The organism is Pedobacter psychrotolerans (assembly GCF_004340665.1).
GTDB classification, from domain to species: domain Bacteria; phylum Bacteroidota; class Bacteroidia; order Sphingobacteriales; family Sphingobacteriaceae; genus Pedobacter; species Pedobacter psychrotolerans.
Genome location: NZ_SLWO01000007.1, coordinates 178,063 through 195,154, shown reverse-complemented (window position 1 = coordinate 195,154; position 17,092 = coordinate 178,063). Strand labels below are relative to the sequence as shown.

Sequence of the window (17,092 nt, the reverse complement as noted above, 5' to 3'; positions counted from 1 at the left end):
ATTTTTTTGAGGAATAGATATTGATCAGATAGAATGATATAAAAAAATCGCTTATTTCTTAGTCATAAAAAAAGGTCTTGATTTTAAAATCAAGACCTTTTTTTATTTATGATGAAAATTAAACTAGTGTTTAACTTCTTCAGTAGTTTTTGTAGTAGCTTTCACAGTAGTATCTTTTACTGTAGAATCTTTAACAACAGTATCAACACCAGTTGTGTCAGTAACGATAGTTGAAGAATCAGTTACAGTTGTATCAGCACCATCAGCTTTTTTCTCTGAGTTACAAGCTGCAACAGATAATGATAATGCTAAAGCTAAGAAGCCAAATTTGAATGTATTTTTCATTTTGATATTTTTTTAGAGTGAATATATACCTTTAATACTAAAGGATTAAAAAGGTAACCCAAAAAAATAAAAAAAAATAAAAATGGCCTTGAAAATTAATTCAAGGCCATTTTTTATAAGTAAAGTCAGACTAGTGTTTAACTTCTGTAGTAGTTGTAGTAGCTTTTACAGAAGTATCTTTTACTGTAGAATCTTTAACAACTGTATCAACACCTGTAGTGTCAGTAACGATAGTAGAAGAATCAGTTACAGTAGTATCAGCACCTTCAGCTTTTTTTTCTGAATTACAAGCAACAACTGATAAAGATAAAGCTAAAGCTAAGAAGCCTAATTTGAATGCATTTTTCATGTTTGAGTTTTTTTAGTTATTAATTAATTTACCCTTAATACAGTAAAATTTAAAAGGTAACCCAATAATTTAAAATAAATAAAAAAGTCCTTAAGATTATAACCTTAAGGACTTTTTTATATGGTAAGTTAGACTAGTGTTTAACTTCTGTAGTAGTTGTAGTAGCTTTTACAGAAGTATCTTTTACTGTAGAATCTTTAACAACTGTATCAACACCTGTAGTATCAGTAACGATAGTAGATGAATCAGTTAAAGTTGTATCAGCACCTTCAGCTTTTTTTTCTGAGTTACAAGCAACAACTGATAAAGATAAAGCTAAAGCTAAAAAGCCTAATTTGAATGCATTTTTCATTTTTGAATTTTTTAAGTAATTAATTTTCTTGTTAATGCCGCAAAGGTAGAAAGGTAACCCGGTATTTTTAAAAAAAGTGAAAATATTTTTTTTACGCTGCTTCAGGTTAGGTTTACCTGAGTCGGTTATTAAACTTATTTATTGGCTATAATTTTTTTTGTCTAATATTGGGTTACTATTTACCGAAAAACGTATTAACCAGTGAATAACAGTTTAAAGGGTTCAGTTCCAACAGATAGAGAGGTTATTTTAGGTATTCTAAATAACTCTGCGGATACACTTAACAAGTTATATAAGGCTTATTTTGCGATGGTTTTGCAATTTATCCTGAATAATAATGGAGATGAAGATGATGCAAAAGATGTATATCAGGAGGCGATTATTATTTTATATAACAAAATTAAAGAAGGAAATTTTGAGCTTAGCAGTAAACTAAAAACATATATATACTCGGTTTGCCGGAGGATTTGGTTAAAAAAACTAAGTCAGCGAAGTAAAAAAACAGGCAACATTACCGATTATGAAGATGTGTTTGCTGTAGAAGAGGATGTAGAACAACATGAAGAAAAGGATTTGCAGTTTGTGAAAATGCAATCTGCCCTTGATCATCTTGGTGAACCTTGTAAAACCATTATTCAGGATTTTTATATCCACAGTTTATCCATGCAGGATATTTGCGAGAAGTTTGGTTACACCAATACAGATAATGCAAAAACACAAAAGTATAAGTGCCTGCAGCGGTTAAAGAAAATATTTTTTCAACCTTAGTTATTGAAATGAGAAACGATTTGGAGTTAGACGCAATTATTGAAGATTATCTTTTAGGTAAGCTTAATCCACAGGAAACTGAAGCTTTGGAACAACTACGTCGTAATGATCCGGCGGTTGATCATAAAGTGGTTTCACATAAATTCTTCCTTGAATCTATGGAGATGTTTGCGGCGCAAATCCGTTTGAAAGAACAATTAAATAGTATTCATGCGGAAATCAATGTAGAAGGTCTTGCTTCTTCACTTAGGCCACATCCATCACGGGTGGTTCAACTTTGGAGGAAACAGAAATCAGCCATTGCTGTTGCTGCTTCATTTTTGGTTTTGTCTCTAGTGTCTGTTTATTCTATTCAGCACAATACTAAACAAAAAGAACAATTGGTTTTGTTAAGTAATCAGGTAAATAAAGCGATTAAAACACAAAATAGTTTAATCAGAAAAATAAATAACACCACTACAACAGCTGGAAAACCTGTAATTCAAAATAGTTTTGGCGGTACGGGGTTTGCGATTTCTACAAATGGTTATATTTTAACTAATCTCCATGTAATTAACGGAGCGGATTCCTTGTATGTTCAAAATAATAAGGGAGAATCATTTAAAGTGAAATCAATTTACACAGACCCTCAAAATGATATTGCCATACTTAAAATAAATGATAAGAATTTTAGCCATTTATCTTCTATACCTTATACCATTAAAAAGAATACCAGCAGTATTGGTGAAATAGTTTATACGCTAGGTTATCCTAAAGATGATGCTGTTTTAGGTGAAGGATATGTTAGTTCGAAGAATGGTTTTGTGGGAGATACCACTCAGTATCAGGTTTCTATCCCTGTTAATCCGGGGAATAGTGGTGGTCCGCTTTTAGATGCCAATGGCAACTTGGTGGGAATTATTAGTGGTAAGCCAGATCAAACAGAAGGTGCTGCATTTGCCATCAAATCGAAATATATTTTAGAAGCCATGAGGGCAATTCCCCAGGATTCTTTAGGAACTAACCGACTTTCATCTAACAAGAAAAGCATGCTGTCGGGATTAAAACGTACAAAACAGATCGAGAAATTGCAGGATTATGTTTTTATGATTAAAGTTTATAATTAAAATAACCCAAACAAATTATATTGTTGAGACCCTGAAGCTAACTACTTCGGGGTTTTTTATGTGTTTATAATTTAGATGTATTAAATAATATAATGTCTACGTATTTACTATGGTATTGATTAGATTTGTTTAATTCAAATTAAAAAAATAATATTATGAGTATAAGATTAGGCGATACCGCACCAAATTTTCAGGCAGAAACATCTATCGGAAAAATTGACTTTTACGAATTTTTAGGAGATAGCTGGGGTGTTTTATTTTCTCACCCGGCGGATTATACACCCGTTTGCACCACAGAATTAGGAAGAACTGCTGCCTTAAAGGGAGAGTTTGAGAAACGTAATGTAAAGGTTTTAGCGTTAAGCGTTGATTCGGCAGAATCGCATAAAGGATGGATTAATGATATCAATGAAACTCAGCACACCACTGTAGAATTTCCAATTATTGCCGATCCGGATAAAACAGTTGCAAATCTATATGATATGATTCATCCAAATGCGTCAGAAACATTAACCGTGAGATCGCTTTTTGTAATCAGTCCTGATAAGAAAGTTAAATTGACTATTACTTATCCTGCATCCACGGGTAGAAATTTTAATGAGGTGTTAAGGGTAATTGATTCTTTACAACTTACCGCTCAATATTCTGTTGCTACACCAGCAGATTGGAAAGATGGGGATGATGTAATTGTAGTGAATAGCATTAAAACTGAGGATATTCCAGCTAAATTTCCAAAGGGTCATACCGTAATCAAATCTTATTTACGTACTACACCACAACCTAATAAATAAATATCTGTATTATTAAACCATGCAACATTATCGTTAATAAATACAATATGTAGATATTTTTTAGGTCTGTTTATTATATTTGATAGTTTTGTTTTTGTGAATTGACGTTTAATCTGGTTATCAAATTGAAATGCTTAAAAAAAATGAATAACAAGACGTAAAGAATTATTTATTTATCATTATTTTTTATTTTTTTTATGGCAATTGGAAAAGTTAAGTGGTTTAATACTCAAAAAGGTTTTGGATTTATCATTCAAGAAGACAATAAAGATTTATTCGTTCATTTCAAGGATGTTTTGGGTGGAATAGATGCAATAAAGGAAGGTGATGCAGTTGAATTTGATGTGGCTGATGGTACAAAAGGTTTACAGGCTGTAAACGTTAAGAAAATTTAATATCATACTATATTGGTATCATAAGAAAAGTCATTCCTGTGGAAGGGCTTTTCTTGTTAATAATGCTGAATAATACGTGCACTCAGGATTATATTCTCATTTCCTCCAGTTTTAGTAAAGATTAAAAACTGATCTTGGGCGGACTTAATTTTATACTTTTTTGATAAATCTTCGGGCTTTGCCGGATAATTTCTAACAATAATATTCCCAGTTAGATTGGTTGCCTTTCTTAAATCCGTTGTGGTTAATTGTTGCAGAATTTCAAAAATTCTTCCTGGAAAACTATTGTTAATGATATTGCTGGCGTAAAGTTGTGTCTGCGGATGTAGTTTAACCAAGTGATATCGCTCGCCAATCAAATTAAAAGCCCCTGATTTTAATAATGCGGTATCCGGCTCATATAAATATTTAAATGTTGATAGGTTCTCCGCATATTTTAAATTAATATGACTTTCTGATTTTTTGAATGAAAATATTTTCTCGGTTTCATTAAGTGCAGCTGCGAATATTTTGGGTTCGTCGGTAAAATCATGATTAATTACCCATAATAGTTCCTTACATTCATTTTTTACACTCACGATGTGAATTTCACTCACTTGTTTTAATTCATTCAAACCCGCTGTAATATCCAATAAAGGAGCAGTTTTAATCAGCAGCCTTCCTGATTTTTTTAATAATAAATCTAAATTACTGCTGACATCAGGTGTGCAGTCTTTCAGCATAAAAACCTTGCCCATGCTTGCCCTGCGGGCAGGATCTACATAGATGGTATCATATCGTTGTGATGTTGATTTGATGAATTCCATTCCATCAACGGCCTTGAATTCAATATTGTTTGACTCCAGAATATTCGCATTATGGGCTGCTATTTCTGACAATTCTGAATTAATTTCACAATGTGTCACAGTATCCACCTGTTTAGCAAAATAATTTGCATCGATTCCAAAGCCTCCGGTTAAGTCGATTAACGAATGTCCGATTGCTAATTTAGATTTATAGCTGGCTGTAATTTCTGAGGAAGTTTGCTCAATTGATAGTGCCGAAGGATAATAAATGCCAGGAGTATGAAACCAACGCGGTAATTTCTTCTCTGCTTTCTTTTTACTCAAGATTTGTCCGGCCAATTCTGATGAACTGATACCATCAAACTTGCTTTTAGCCAAAGCGATATGATTTACATCTGCCTTTAGGTTTGCGTCAATGTATTCTTGTACAGCCTTGGTTAAAAGTTTAGGATTCATTCTATAAATTTACGTCAGTATATGGCGTTAAGAATTCTTTCAGGACTTATTTTTCATAACCATTTGACAAGTATAGCGACTTTTTACTTCCAATAAAATATCTTTATTAACCGTAACCCGATCAATGGTGTTCTGATTATAATAACGGATGGTAACCAATTCAAGACCTTTATTGTATTTAATTGTAAACTCCGCAGAAAGATCTTCAATCAGGCGTTCAATCCGTTCAGGATGATCGTCAATGCTTACCGAAAAACTAATGGCAGAATTTAACATCGTATTGATTTTGATCTTATGTTTATGAAACCGCTCAAAAATATTACTCAGATTTTCTTCAATAATAAATGAATAGTCCTTAGGGAAAATAGAGATCAGTGCCTGATTAATTTTGAATATAAAAGAAGGAATCGGCAAGGGATTATTTTCTTTTGTAATGGCTGTTCCCGTACCTTCAGGCTGAATAAAAGATCTTACAAATAATGGAATGCCTTTATTTTGTAAGGGTTTTATCGTTTTTGGGTGAATAACTGTAGCGCCGTAGTAAGTAAGTTCAATCGCATCATGATAGGAAAGCTGCGCAATGAGTTCGGTTTCGTCAAACCATTTCGGATCGGCATTTAAAACACCAGGAACGTCTTTCCAAATGGTTAGTGCATCGGCGTTTAGGCAAGAGGCGAATATAGCAGCAGAATAATCCGACCCTTCTCTTCCTAATGTTGTTGTATAGTTCTCACTGGTTCCACCGATAAAACCCTGGGTAACAATAATATTATCCTCAAGCAGAGGAACAAGATCTTTCTGAATAATCAGATTAGTCTTTGTCCAGTCGACCTTTCCTTCACGGTAAGTGTTATCAGTCTGAATAAAGTTCCTGGCATCTGCCCACAAGGTTTTATTTCCACTTTCCTTTAGCCATGCAGCTACTATTTTAGTAGAAACGACTTCACCAATCGATACAATCTGATCATAAATATAGTCTGCATCGTTATCAGGCTCATCCTCAATTAACCACTCAATTTCTACAAAAGTATTGGCCACATCATCATAAACGGAATGTGATTTGCCATCAAAAAGTTCTGCTATAATTTGAAAATGGAAGTGCTTTATCTCTTCTAAAAGTGCATGGGTATTTTCATTGCCTTCTAAATAAGCCTTCGTTAATTCTTCAAGCTTATTGGTCATTTTTCCCATGGCGGAAACCACAATCAGCAATTTGCCGTTCTGGTAATCTCGTACTATAGTGGAAAGGTTTTTTACGCCAGCTGCATCTTTTACTGAGGCACCCCCAAATTTATATATATCCATATTAAAATGCCTTAACCTGCTCTGTAGATAGTGCAGCATTCAACCATCCGCTTTCTAAATGTGCTTTGTATTTATTGTAAAAATTAATTGCGGGTTCATTCCAGTCTAAAACCTGCCATACCATGCCATTATAATTTCCATTTTTTGCTTCTTCAATTACTTTTTCGAAAAGTAATTTACCAACGCCCTGGCCCCTGAAGTCTTCTGTAACAATGAAGTCTTCAAGATATAATCTGCAGCCTTTCCAGGTAGAATAGCGGGTGTAATATAAGGCGAAGCCAATAATGGTGTCATCTGCTACAGCGACAAAAGCCTTCCACACAGCATTTGCGCCAAAACCAGCTTCGATAAAATGATCAAGATTTACGGTAACTTCTTCAGGTGCACGCTCATAAACAGCTAATTCAGTAATCAATTCGAGCATCCTTGGGCAATCGGCGGCTTCTGCAGTTCTTATATTTAAATTCATGATGGATTTTCTGATGTGTTTTTGAAATGTTTGATGGTCCGTTTTCCGAAAATACTGCTTCCAATCCGAACCATTGTACTGCCTTCTTCTATTGCTATTTTATAATCAGCACTCATTCCTGTCGAAATTTCTTTAAAAGAATCTTCATCCTTAAAAAAACTTGCTTTTAATCCATCAAAAAATATCTTTAGTTCATTAAACTCAATGGTAATCTGTTTTTCATTTTTGGTATTTGTCGCAATGCCCATTAAACCAATAATCCTAACATTTTTCATTTCACTATATTCACTGGAACGAAGTAATTCAATGGCTTCATCATGAGCAAGGCCAAATTTAGTTTCTTCATCTGCAATATAGATTTGTAATAAACAATCAATAACCCGTTTGTTTTTAAGCGCTTGTTTGTTAATCTCCTGCAGCAATTTCAAGCTATCAACGCCATGAATCAGGCTCACGAAAGGTGCGATGTATTTAACCTTGTTGCTTTGTAAATGGCCAATTAAATGCCATTCAATATCAGCTGGAAGTTGTGTCTGTTTATCGACCATCTCCTGAACGATGTTTTCGCCAAAAATTCGTTGCCCTGCTTGGTAAGCTTCTAAAATGGTATCGGCAGTTTGTGTTTTAGAAACGGCAATCAGTTTTACACCGTCAGCCTCTACTTCGCTTTTATATTGTTTAAGATTATCAGCTATGCTCATTTATAACTATTTTTGGGTAAAATTAACAACCTTGCCGCAATTTGGGCAAAAAATAATACTTTAATTGAGCATGAAAAAGATAATGTGGGGTTTAATTGTTGCTATACTGTGGTTTGGCTGCAAATCTAAAACGCCAAGTGGCATCATTGATGAAGAAAAGATGGAGGCCATTTTATTTGATGTCCACATTGCAGATGGTTACATTTCAACGATTTATGTTCAGGATTCTGCCAGAAAAGTGGCCGCTGCATATTATAAGGGGATTTATAAAAAATTTGATACCGATTCTGCAGCGTACAACAGAAGCTTAAATTACTATTATCAAAATCCTGAAAAACTGCAGGAAATGTATAAAGTCATCTCAACTCGTTTAGACAATCAAAAAGCTAAACTTAAACAGGCCGACTCGTTATTGCTAAAAAGGAGATTTAAGGCAGATTCAATTAAAATTATTAAAACATTTAAAGCTGATTCTTTAGCCATTAGAAAAAAGATGAAAACAGATTCATCATCGAAGGTTAAAGCAGATGCACAAATTAAAAAAAAGAAAGCACAAGCTGATTCGCTTTTGAACACCAAGAAAAGTGGTGATTTGAAGCCATTAGCCGTTGCAGTACAATAATATGTTATATCCCGAGAATTGTTTAGAACGTTTAGGTTTTTTAGAGATAAGGCAACTCATTAGCAAACATTGTTTAAGTCCGATGGGGCAAGCAATGGTGCTAAAGATGCAGGTGATGAACCGTTTTGATCAAATCGATAAATTTTTACGTCAAACCCACGAATTTAAAAGTATCCTGCAAAATCAGGAGCCATTACAAATAAATACTTTTTTTGATATTAAATCTCTGGTTGATAAAATCAGGGTAGAAGGTACTTATCTTATGGAAGATGAGTGGTTTCAGGTTTACACATCGCTACAGACTGTTTTTTCTGTTTTGCGGTTTTTTGAAGAGCGGGCAGAAGTATATCCTACTTTGGAAGCACTCTTTGAACATTTGCCTATCGAGAAAAATATCATCAGAAAAATTGAGACAGTGATTGATGCAAAAGGTAAAATCAAACCAAATGCATCAAAAGAATTGCAGGAAATTACTTCCGCCATTTCACGTGCTGAGCAGGATGTGCGTAAGCGCATGGATAGCATCTATAAGCAAGCTATTGCGAATAATTGGGTAGCAGATGGTAGTTTAACCATTCGCGATGGCAGGATGTGTATTCCGGTTTTAGCCGAAAATAAGCGTAAACTTAAGGGATTTGTACATGATGAATCTGCCACTGGTCAAACTGTTTACATTGAGCCGGAGGAAGTTTTTACTTTAAATAATAAGCTGCGTGATTTAGAATTTGATAAACGCCGTGAGATTATTAAGATTTTAGTAGCGCTTACAGATGACTTAAGGCCATATTCTCCATTATTACTTTCATATCATGGTTTCCTGACTAAATTAGATTTTGTGCGGGCGAAGGCTTTATTTGCCTTAGATATTGAAGCCGAAATGCCTGGTTTATTAAAGGAGCCTAAAACAAAGTTGATTAATGCCAGACATCCGCTTTTATCAATCTCTTTTGCTGCAGAAAAGAAAACAGTTACGCCTTTAAATATTCATATTGATGCAGAAACGCGGGTTGTCTTAGTTTCCGGACCAAATGCCGGAGGTAAATCAGTCTGTATGAAAACTGTTGGTTTATTGCAGATTATGTTGCAGACAGGCTTGCTGATTCCAGTGGATGCAAACAGTGAGGTCGGCATTTTTGAAAATATCTTTGCAGATATTGGAGATGACCAATCGATAGAAAGCGATTTAAGTACCTATAGTGCACATTTAAAAAAGATGCGGTATTTTGTGGAGCATGCTTCGCCCAAAACCATGGTACTCATTGATGAATTTGGTACCGGTACTGATCCGCAGTTTGGTGGCCCCATGGCAGAGGCTGTTCTGGAGGTACTTAATAATAAAAAAGTACGTGGCGTAATTACCACCCATTATTCAAATTTAAAGTTATTTGCGGGGAACACACCGGGATTAGAGAATGCCTCTATGCTTTTTGATAATGCAAAGATGAAACCACTTTACATTTTAGAAATGGGTAAGCCTGGTAGTTCTTATGCCTTCGAAATTGCCCAAAATATTGGGTTACCGAAAGAGGTGATTCAACTAGCCAGAGAGAAGACCGGATCTAATCAAAATAGAGTAGATACGATGTTGGTTGATTTGGAACGTGAAAAAAAGAATGTTTATGATGTAAAGGTGAGTTTAGCCAATCAGCAAAATAAAGCTAAAAATCTGATCGCAGAAAATGAGAAATTAAGGTCATTCCTTGATGAAAACAGAAGGATTTTAATCAAAGAAGCGAAGCAAGAGGCACAAAGCATTATTAAAAACGCCAATAAACTGGTTGAAAATACCATTGCTGAGATCAAAGAAAAGCAGGCAGATAAGGAGGCTACTAAGGAGCTTCGACAAAATTTACAGCAAGAGCTTATTAAAAACACGGTGCCAAAAGAGCGGCCAAAACCAGCACCTGTTGTGGTAGGCGGTGAAATAGTTATAGGCGATTGGGTTAAGTTTACAGATAGCGAAACCACTGGTATTGTGTTGGAAATAAACAGAAATGAACTCATTTTAGCTATCGGCGATTTACGATCTACTGTTAAAAAAAATCGGGTACAACGAATCAGTAATAAGGAAGCTAAAAAAGTGGTACAAAGTAGTGGTGGTTCTTTTGCTGGCCGAATGAACGATGCTGTCTCTGGCTTTCGTGCAGAGTTGGACCTCCGTGGCAAACGAACAGAAGATGCCCTGTTTGAGGTAGAAAAATATTTAGATAAGGCAATTATGCTCGGCTTTCCGTCTATTAAACTAATTCATGGTAAAGGCGATGGAATTTTGAGGAAAATGATTCGTGAGTATCTTCGGAAATATAGTCAGGTGAATAGGATGGAAGATGAACATGCAGATCGTGGTGGGGATGGAATTACCTACGTTTATTTGAATTAAGAAAGGGGAGTCTGAGAGTTGGGTAGTTGTGAAGTTGGAAAAGGAAATAGATAAGATAATCGTCTATGTGAAATGATCAGAATGTTGCTGTTTCCTTTTAGGGTGATTATAAAATACAATAAATGACATTAAAGATGATTAGAGGCCTTGATTGAGGATTTTAATCAATATAATTAGAGGAGTAAGTGATCAAGCTTACTTCTTTTTCTCACCTGGACATTTTTTGCAGCGCTTTCCTTTTTTGTATTTTTCACAGCATTTTTTGTGTTCAGCTGTACAGCTAAAAAGAAAGCCCATGCCTTTTTGAAATTCAGGATCAGTTGGGATAATAAATGTTTTGTCTTCGTCTCTCTCGTAAATCATTGCCTTACAAAGGTAAGCGTTGTTTAGATCAATTCCAATTTAAAGGCATTCTAAAAAGATTTAAAGGTCCAGATATATGAAATTGATAAAGGCAATTACTAATTTAGCGCCCTAACCAAAAATTCATAATATGATAAACAAAGTGGTATCAGGCGCTGAAGAAGCGATCAAAGATATTTCAGATGGCGCTACCATCATGCTCGGTGGCTTTGGTCTCTGTGGTATTCCCGAAAATTGCATTGATGCATTGGTTAAAAAAAATGTGAAAAATTTAACTTGTATCTCGAATAATGCGGGTGTTGATGATTTTGGCATTGGCTTGATGTTAAAGCAGCGTCAGGTAAAAAAGATGATTTCATCCTATGTAGGTGAAAACGCAGAGTTTGAGCGCCAGTTGTTAAGTGGTGAATTGGAAGTTGATTTAATTCCACAGGGAACACTTGCAACACGTTGTTTGGCTGCCGGATATGGAATGCCCGCTATTTTTACTCCGGCTGGTGTAGGAACAGAAGTAGCCGAAGGTAAAGAAATTAGAAATTTTGATGGGAAAGATTATTTACTTGAATATGCATTCGATGCAGATTTCGCAATTGTAAAAGCATGGAAAGGCGATGCCGCAGGTAATTTGGTATTCCGTTCGACAAGCAGGAACTTTAATCCGGTAATGGCAATGGCCGGAAAAATCACTATTGCTGAAGTAGAGGAATTGGTTGCTGTTGGAGAATTAGATCCAGATCATATTCATACGCCGGGAATTTATGTCCATCGCATCTTTCAGGGAAAAGATTATGAAAAAAGAATCGAGCAGCGAACTGTTCGTGTGAAATCTTAAGTCCTCCGTAAGTAGCATTCATTAATTCAATCATTCCCTCATTCAAAATTATATTATGTCATTATCAAAAGAAGAAATAGCGAAACGCATCGCGAAAGAAATAAAAGACGGTTACTATGTAAATCTTGGAATTGGCATCCCAACGTTGGTGGCTAATTATATTCCCGAAGACATTAATGTTGTGCTGCAATCCGAAAATGGATTATTGGGCATGGGACCTTTTCCTTTTGAGGGAGAGGAAGATGCCGATTTAATTAATGCCGGAAAACAAACCATCACTACTTTACCGGGTTCATCCATATTTGATTCGGCCATGAGCTTTGGAATGATCAGGGCACAAAAAGTCGACCTGACTATTTTAGGTGCAATGGAGGTTTCAGAGAATGGCGATATAGCTAACTGGAAGATTCCAGGTAAAATGGTGAAAGGGATGGGAGGAGCAATGGATTTAGTGGCTTCTGCGAAAAATATTATCGTAGCCATGCAACATGTTAATAAGGCTGGTGAGAGCAAGCTATTGTCAGCATGTACGCTACCATTAACAGGCGTAAAGTGTATCAAAAAAATTGTAACTGAATTGGCTGTTTTAAATGTTTTACCTGAAGGTGGTTTTCAACTTGTTGAACGGGCTCCGGGCGTTAGTGTCGAATTTATACAACAATCTACTGCTGGAAGATTAATTATTGAGGGAGAAATTCCGGAAATGAACTTTGACTAATTCCATTTCTTCCCAGAGGCTGTATCATCATTCGAAATGTCATCATGAGGTACTAAGGATCCCTGGGTTTTTATCTACTGACTTCATTTTCACACAGAACCCATTCGTTGGTTATTGGTTCACCACCACTTTATCCTTACCTCGGCTTGCCGCCGAAGGGCTTCTTCTTTGTTCTTGATAACAAAGAAGCAAAAAATCAAGGCTTGGATCTGATGTCGGATTAGCTCGCCGAAATTTATATGGCGCTAGCACAAGGGCTCAATTTTATTTTAATAAAGATTTTTTTAAAGAGCCGTTCGCGCTACCTCGGCTTTGAGGTCTTTGAAACGGAAGTGCAAAAATTTCAACGGCTTCTCCTTCCATCACCTCCCAGGCCGGATAACAGGATGCAGATAGCAAAGTGCTAACAGAATGCGTAAAGTAATCTTCCCACCTTGCTGTCATTCAGAGCGCAGCGAAGAATCCTTGCGTTTTTATCTACTGACTTCATTTAACACAGAACCTCTCATGCCGAATAGTATGGTGGAAATAGTAATGTGCTTTTTACAGGGTGCGAAGAATGCTTTTTTACGCCCTTTCCCATCCGGGGAAAGGTGCCGCAAGGCGGATAGGGGCTTTTTTTTTCTTCCATCATCTCCTGGTGTCATTTAGACGGTTAGATGGGTTAGTTGTTTGGATGGTCAGCCGCTTAATTTTCAAAAAGATAACCGCTGTACGCCAGGCCTTTGGCTACACTTTTGAAATTGTCTCCTGAATTGAGTGGAATGTGTGGGAATTTGGTTTTAAACAGGTGCTGAATTGCGGCCACCATTGATGTTCCGCCGGTTAAAAATAAACAATCGATATCTTCTGGTTTGATCTGGTGATCTTCCATAAATTGGTTGAGGTAGGCTTCAATTTTGTTGACATCCTTTTCTATAATGCCATTGTATTGCTCAATAGAAATGCTTTCATCTATTTCGATTCCCATATTGGAATAACGGAAATCAGATTGCGTCTGATCGGAAAGTTCAATCTTTGTTTTTTCAATGGCCCTGAATACAGAATAGCCTAAATTTTGATCTACCAGGGTAATCAGGTTTTTAAACTTCGGATCATTACCGGAATAATAATAGTAATCTTCCATCTCTTTCTGGATTTTCAAGCCATTAAAGAAATTCATTTTATCCCAGGTGCAGATATTGGCGAAAAGTGACTTAGGGACATTCAATTTTTTTCCTGGCGTTGCTTCGTACATGGTGTTCTTGCCGAAGTATGGCGTTCCGCGGTCCCACATAAAAGCAGAATCCAGACTGTCGCCACCGATGTAAATCCCACCGGAAGCAATCATATCATTTTTCCGGTTTTGGCTGCCTACTTTTTCGGGATCTAGAATAAGGTAGGTGAAATCCGTTGTACCTCCACCTAAATCGGCTACCAGTACTCTTTCTTTATTTTTAATGGTTTTCTCATAAGCAAAAGCGGCCCCAATAGGCTCAAACTGGAAACGGACATCTGTAAAGCCTGCCATTTCTGCGGCCTTTTTTAGCCGGGTTTGGGCTAAGGTGTCTTTTGATGTGTTGTCGTCATCGAAAAATACCGGCCGTCCGATTACGGCTTTATGACATTCTTCACCGATGATTTGATCGGCTTTCGCCTTTAGATCTTTGAGAATCAGGGTAACTAAATCTGATGCGGTATAGCGTTTGTTATGGATCCGGGTTTCTGTAAAGGTGCTTCTGGAGAGAATTTGTTTAATGGATTTAATGAAACGTCCTTTCATGCCATCATTCAGGTAAGCTTCAATGGCATTTTCACCCACAATGTGACTTTCTCCATCGACCATACTTTTAGTTTCGGTAAAGTAAATGAGTGATGGAATAGAAATCGTATCAATAATCTCTTTTTTCTGTTCGTCGTAAATGGAGAGTGCTGAATTGGTTGTTCCAAAATCAATTCCGTATAAAAAGTTACTCATGTAAACCTGAATTTAAAATTTCTTTAGCGTCTGTCGAACATTATAACCAAACCAGATTTAAATTGAATAGGATGTAAGTCCTCCGATGGTAACCTGCCTTAGTTCACCGCATGAATTGCTGTAATCTAACGCAGAAAAATGCCTGTCCATTCTTAAGTCTGTTTAGGATAATCTGTTGATCTTGAATACGCTGCTGTTTTCCTGAATGATAGTTTATCGTTTTAAACCATATTCAGGGAATATTTCGGCAAATATCTATAATTTTAATGATGCTATCTACCAAAAGTTTTCAACGGTTAATTTGTGTTTTCGATTCAGATTTAGAAGGTGATGTTTCACAAAAGCAATTTCAGCAATCATTGATGAAAAATATTTTGCTGTGAATCAGTAGTTTCAGGTGGGAGGGGGGCAGTTTATTTAAATACCTGTTGTTTTTTATAAAAAATTTCTATCTTTGCGACCTCAATAATGATTCCGTAGCTCAGCTGGTAGAGCATTACACTTTTAATGTAGTGGTCCTGGGTTCGAATCCCAGCGGGATCACAAGAAACAATATCAAAGAGAACTAAAACCCTGCAAATCAAATGATTGCAGGGTTTTTGATTTTAAGGGTTATGCCAAAATATGCACAAAATCGCATATAAAATGTGCGTCATTCGGTGCGTCGTTCGTTATAATATCAAACTCCCCTAATTCGTATTAAAACACTGATATTCAACTGGTTTAATAGCTGAACATCTTGTGTGAATGAAACTGCAAAGCTATTTTTGTTTAACCTTAATGTTATCGTTATGAAAACTAATTTTAGCGTGCTTTTCTTTTTGAAAAGGCCAAAGAACTACACAAAAGGGGCTGTTTACTTTATCTTTTTAAGGATTACAGTGGACGGGATTCGTGCGGAAATGTCAACAAGCAGAAATTGCGAGCCAGAGCGGTGGAATGCAAAAGCCGGAAAAGTCATTGGTACAAAGGAAGATGTCAAAACCCTGAATGCCTATCTGGAAAACATGAAAGCTGAAGTTTATGCAGCCCATAGCCAGCTAAGCGTGGACGGAGCCGAAATAACCGCCGATAGTGTAAAATGCAAATTCCTAGGCAAGGAAGAAAAAGCACACACCATATTGGAGGCCATTAAAACACACAATGAAAAAATGAAAGCATTAGTGGAGAAAGAAGAATATGCACCCGGAACCCTTAGAAGATTTGAGGTGTTGGAAAGGCATGTAGTGGATTATGTTGCTACCAAATATGGCAGAGCGGACTTTAATGTGAAACGCATAGACCACGAGTTTATTGACGGCTTTGACTTCTACCTGCATACGGTGAAGGAAAACGACACCAATACCGCAAACAAACACGTTAAAAACCTCAAAAAGATCGTCAGTATCTGCCGCAGATATAAATGGATCAGCACTGATCCATTCTTTGGGCATACGCTAAAATCCAAGCCTGTCCACAGGGAGTTTTTAACCGCTGATGAATTGCAGAAGATTACCCAAAAACAGTTTACTACTGACAGGTTATCGCAGGTACGGGACTTTTTCCTGTTCAGTTGCTATACGGGACTTTCCTATGCGGATGTTCAAAAACTAAAATTAGCCGATGTAAGTATTGGGGTTGATGGGGAAAGATGGATATTTACCTACCGAAAAAAAACAGATACAAGGGTGGCAATACCCTTGCTTCCAATAGCGGTAAGCATCCTTGATAAATATAAAGATCACCCTTATTGCCTCCATAACAACAGGGCTTTACCAATTTCCAGCAATCAAAAGATGAACGAATATCTGGTTGAAATTGCGGCACTTTCAGGGGTTAATAAAACATTGGGCAACCGGATAGCAAAACGGACTTTCGGCACGACTGTAACTTTGCTTAATGGAGTTCCTATTGAAAGCGTATCTAAAATGCTAGGGCATACCAATATACGTACCACTCAATTATACGCTAAAGTATTGGATACCAAAGTAAGCGAAGATATGGCTCCGTTAATGGGAAAATTTGTCGCCCAACATACTAAAGCCTATGACGTTACCGAATCAAAAATAAGCACTGACATTGCCCTAATCAGGGAAAAATATATTGTGAAAAACTCTATGGAGGAAGCTTTTTAAAGTTCTGCCAAACAATTGATAGTAAATTTGTTTTGGATATGTGAAGGGGCTGCAATAATTGCAGCCCTTTAATATTTGGATGCGCCCGCCCTATAAACGAGGCTGTAGGGGAATGTCATAATAAACATATTTTGGTGTTAGATCGCAGAATAATTTGCTTTTCTCAATACAATACCAATTTAATAGCTATATTAGCGGCAGGAAATGGTGTCCTTCCTATTCAACCGCTTTTAAAAGCTGATGGCGCCTACAATACACTCCAAGAGGTAATTAAGCCTTATGGA

The 17,092-nt window shown here is 36.4% G+C and carries 17 protein-coding genes, 1 tRNA gene and 1 riboswitch; of the genes, 10 read left to right on the top strand and 8 right to left on the bottom strand.

Annotation, left to right across the window (positions count from 1 at the left end; translation table 11 throughout):
- Positions 1-123: 123 nt before the first annotated feature.
- From EV200_RS17720 to EV200_RS17710, 3 genes are all read right to left on the bottom strand, one after another.
- A complete protein-coding gene (locus EV200_RS17720; RefSeq protein WP_132535035.1) occupies positions 124-345 on the bottom strand; it encodes a hypothetical protein in 222 nt (73 codons plus the stop codon).
- Between the two features lie 130 nt (positions 346-475).
- On the bottom strand, positions 476-694 hold the full coding sequence (locus tag EV200_RS17715) for a hypothetical protein (protein ID WP_132535033.1): 219 nt from the start codon (positions 692-694) through the stop codon (positions 476-478).
- A gap of 133 nt (positions 695-827) precedes the next feature.
- On the bottom strand, positions 828-1,046 hold the full coding sequence (locus tag EV200_RS17710) for a hypothetical protein (protein WP_132535031.1): 219 nt from the start codon (positions 1,044-1,046) through the stop codon (positions 828-830).
- Positions 1,047-1,247: 201 nt separating this feature from the next.
- On the opposite strand from EV200_RS17710, the gene EV200_RS17705 reads away from it, so the two are divergent.
- From EV200_RS17705 to EV200_RS17690, 4 genes are all read left to right on the top strand, one after another.
- Positions 1,248-1,814, top strand: coding sequence for an RNA polymerase sigma factor (locus EV200_RS17705; RefSeq protein WP_029284795.1), 567 nt, complete (start codon positions 1,248-1,250; stop codon positions 1,812-1,814).
- Positions 1,815-1,822: 8 nt separating this feature from the next.
- On the top strand, positions 1,823-2,920 hold the full coding sequence (locus EV200_RS17700; protein WP_132535029.1) for a S1C family serine protease: 1,098 nt from the start codon (positions 1,823-1,825) through the stop codon (positions 2,918-2,920).
- 155 nt (positions 2,921-3,075) lie between these two features.
- Positions 3,076-3,711: a peroxiredoxin gene (locus EV200_RS17695; protein WP_132535027.1), complete on the top strand. Its 636-nt coding sequence runs from the start codon at positions 3,076-3,078 to the stop codon at positions 3,709-3,711.
- Between the two features lie 197 nt (positions 3,712-3,908).
- The gene (locus EV200_RS17690; RefSeq protein WP_132535025.1) at positions 3,909-4,106 is read left to right on the top strand and encodes a cold-shock protein; all 198 of its coding nucleotides are present in this window, start codon (positions 3,909-3,911) and stop codon (positions 4,104-4,106) included.
- 56 nt (positions 4,107-4,162) lie between these two features.
- Here EV200_RS17690 and EV200_RS17685 read toward each other — a convergent pair whose 3' ends face one another.
- Genes EV200_RS17685 through EV200_RS17670 form a run of 4 tightly spaced genes read right to left on the bottom strand, consistent with a single transcriptional unit; the run spans position 4,163 to position 7,822 of the window.
- Positions 4,163-5,347 carry a class I SAM-dependent methyltransferase gene (locus tag EV200_RS17685; RefSeq protein WP_132535023.1) on the bottom strand — a complete coding sequence of 395 codons (1,185 nt, stop codon included), beginning with the start codon at positions 5,345-5,347 and terminating at the stop codon, positions 4,163-4,165.
- 39 nt (positions 5,348-5,386) lie between these two features.
- The gene (locus EV200_RS17680) at positions 5,387-6,652 is read right to left on the bottom strand and encodes an aspartate kinase (RefSeq protein ID WP_132535021.1); all 1,266 of its coding nucleotides are present in this window, start codon (positions 6,650-6,652) and stop codon (positions 5,387-5,389) included.
- A 1-nt stretch (position 6,653) separates the two neighbouring features.
- A complete protein-coding gene (locus EV200_RS17675; protein WP_132535019.1) occupies positions 6,654-7,121 on the bottom strand; it encodes a GNAT family N-acetyltransferase in 468 nt (155 codons plus the stop codon).
- A complete protein-coding gene (locus EV200_RS17670) occupies positions 7,118-7,822 on the bottom strand; it encodes a YggS family pyridoxal phosphate-dependent enzyme (RefSeq protein WP_132535017.1) in 705 nt (234 codons plus the stop codon). The genes EV200_RS17675 and EV200_RS17670 overlap by 4 nt, the downstream gene beginning before the upstream one ends.
- Positions 7,823-7,892: 70 nt before the next feature.
- Between EV200_RS17670 and EV200_RS17665 the strand changes: the two genes are divergently transcribed.
- The 4 genes from EV200_RS17665 to EV200_RS17650 all read left to right on the top strand — a co-directional run bounded on the left by EV200_RS17665 (position 7,893) and on the right by EV200_RS17650 (position 12,737).
- Positions 7,893-8,444: a DUF4296 domain-containing protein gene (locus tag EV200_RS17665; protein ID WP_132535015.1), complete on the top strand. Its 552-nt coding sequence runs from the start codon at positions 7,893-7,895 to the stop codon at positions 8,442-8,444.
- 1 nt (position 8,445) lies between these two features.
- Positions 8,446-10,824 carry an endonuclease MutS2 gene (locus EV200_RS17660; protein ID WP_132535013.1) on the top strand — a complete coding sequence of 793 codons (2,379 nt, stop codon included), beginning with the start codon at positions 8,446-8,448 and terminating at the stop codon, positions 10,822-10,824.
- 493 nt (positions 10,825-11,317) lie between these two features.
- Positions 11,318-12,019: a CoA transferase subunit A gene (locus EV200_RS17655; protein ID WP_132535011.1), complete on the top strand. Its 702-nt coding sequence runs from the start codon at positions 11,318-11,320 to the stop codon at positions 12,017-12,019.
- 55 nt (positions 12,020-12,074) lie between these two features.
- Positions 12,075-12,737, top strand: a complete 663-nt coding sequence (locus EV200_RS17650) for a CoA transferase subunit B (protein ID WP_132535009.1) — start codon at positions 12,075-12,077, stop codon at positions 12,735-12,737.
- Positions 12,738-13,425: 688 nt separating this feature from the next.
- Here the strand turns inward: EV200_RS17650 and EV200_RS17645 are convergent.
- Entirely contained in the window at positions 13,426-14,694 is a 1,269-nt protein-coding gene (locus EV200_RS17645) for an Hsp70 family protein (RefSeq protein ID WP_132535007.1), read from the bottom strand.
- Between the two features lie 470 nt (positions 14,695-15,164).
- Here EV200_RS17645 and EV200_RS17640 point away from each other — a divergent pair.
- Both EV200_RS17640 and EV200_RS17635 read left to right on the top strand, forming a co-directional pair.
- Positions 15,165-15,237 (top strand) — tRNA-Lys (locus tag EV200_RS17640).
- 248 nt (positions 15,238-15,485) lie between these two features.
- Positions 15,486-16,808 (top strand): site-specific integrase, encoded by a 1,323-nt coding sequence (locus tag EV200_RS17635; protein WP_132535005.1) that lies wholly within the window; start codon positions 15,486-15,488, stop codon positions 16,806-16,808.
- Positions 16,809-16,999: 191 nt separating this feature from the next.
- Positions 17,000-17,065: riboswitch (Fluoride riboswitch) on the top strand.
- Positions 17,066-17,092 lie beyond the last annotated feature (27 nt).

What these genes read in the sequence shown, in the direction of transcription:
- EV200_RS17720 (WP_132535035.1), bottom strand. Translation starts at nt 345, where the DNA reads ATGAAAAATACATTCAAATTTGGCTTCTTAGCTTTAGCATTATCATTA.
- EV200_RS17660 (WP_132535013.1), top strand. Translation starts at nt 8,446, where the DNA reads ATGTTATATCCCGAGAATTGTTTAGAACGTTTAGGTTTTTTAGAGATA.
- EV200_RS17675 (WP_132535019.1), bottom strand. Translation starts at nt 7,121, where the DNA reads ATGAATTTAAATATAAGAACTGCAGAAGCCGCCGATTGCCCAAGGATG.
- EV200_RS17695 (WP_132535027.1), top strand. Translation starts at nt 3,076, where the DNA reads ATGAGTATAAGATTAGGCGATACCGCACCAAATTTTCAGGCAGAAACA.
- EV200_RS17645 (WP_132535007.1), bottom strand. Translation starts at nt 14,694, where the DNA reads ATGAGTAACTTTTTATACGGAATTGATTTTGGAACAACCAATTCAGCA.
- EV200_RS17700 (WP_132535029.1), top strand. Translation starts at nt 1,823, where the DNA reads ATGAGAAACGATTTGGAGTTAGACGCAATTATTGAAGATTATCTTTTA.
- EV200_RS17685 (WP_132535023.1), bottom strand. Translation starts at nt 5,347, where the DNA reads ATGAATCCTAAACTTTTAACCAAGGCTGTACAAGAATACATTGACGCA.
- EV200_RS17655 (WP_132535011.1), top strand. Translation starts at nt 11,318, where the DNA reads ATGATAAACAAAGTGGTATCAGGCGCTGAAGAAGCGATCAAAGATATT.
- EV200_RS17650 (WP_132535009.1), top strand. Translation starts at nt 12,075, where the DNA reads ATGTCATTATCAAAAGAAGAAATAGCGAAACGCATCGCGAAAGAAATA.
- EV200_RS17710 (WP_132535031.1), bottom strand. Translation starts at nt 1,046, where the DNA reads ATGAAAAATGCATTCAAATTAGGCTTTTTAGCTTTAGCTTTATCTTTA.
- EV200_RS17715 (WP_132535033.1), bottom strand. Translation starts at nt 694, where the DNA reads ATGAAAAATGCATTCAAATTAGGCTTCTTAGCTTTAGCTTTATCTTTA.
- EV200_RS17635 (WP_132535005.1), top strand. Translation starts at nt 15,486, where the DNA reads ATGAAAACTAATTTTAGCGTGCTTTTCTTTTTGAAAAGGCCAAAGAAC.
- EV200_RS17690 (WP_132535025.1), top strand. Translation starts at nt 3,909, where the DNA reads ATGGCAATTGGAAAAGTTAAGTGGTTTAATACTCAAAAAGGTTTTGGA.
- EV200_RS17665 (WP_132535015.1), top strand. Translation starts at nt 7,893, where the DNA reads ATGAAAAAGATAATGTGGGGTTTAATTGTTGCTATACTGTGGTTTGGC.
- EV200_RS17680 (WP_132535021.1), bottom strand. Translation starts at nt 6,652, where the DNA reads ATGGATATATATAAATTTGGGGGTGCCTCAGTAAAAGATGCAGCTGGC.
- EV200_RS17670 (WP_132535017.1), bottom strand. Translation starts at nt 7,822, where the DNA reads ATGAGCATAGCTGATAATCTTAAACAATATAAAAGCGAAGTAGAGGCT.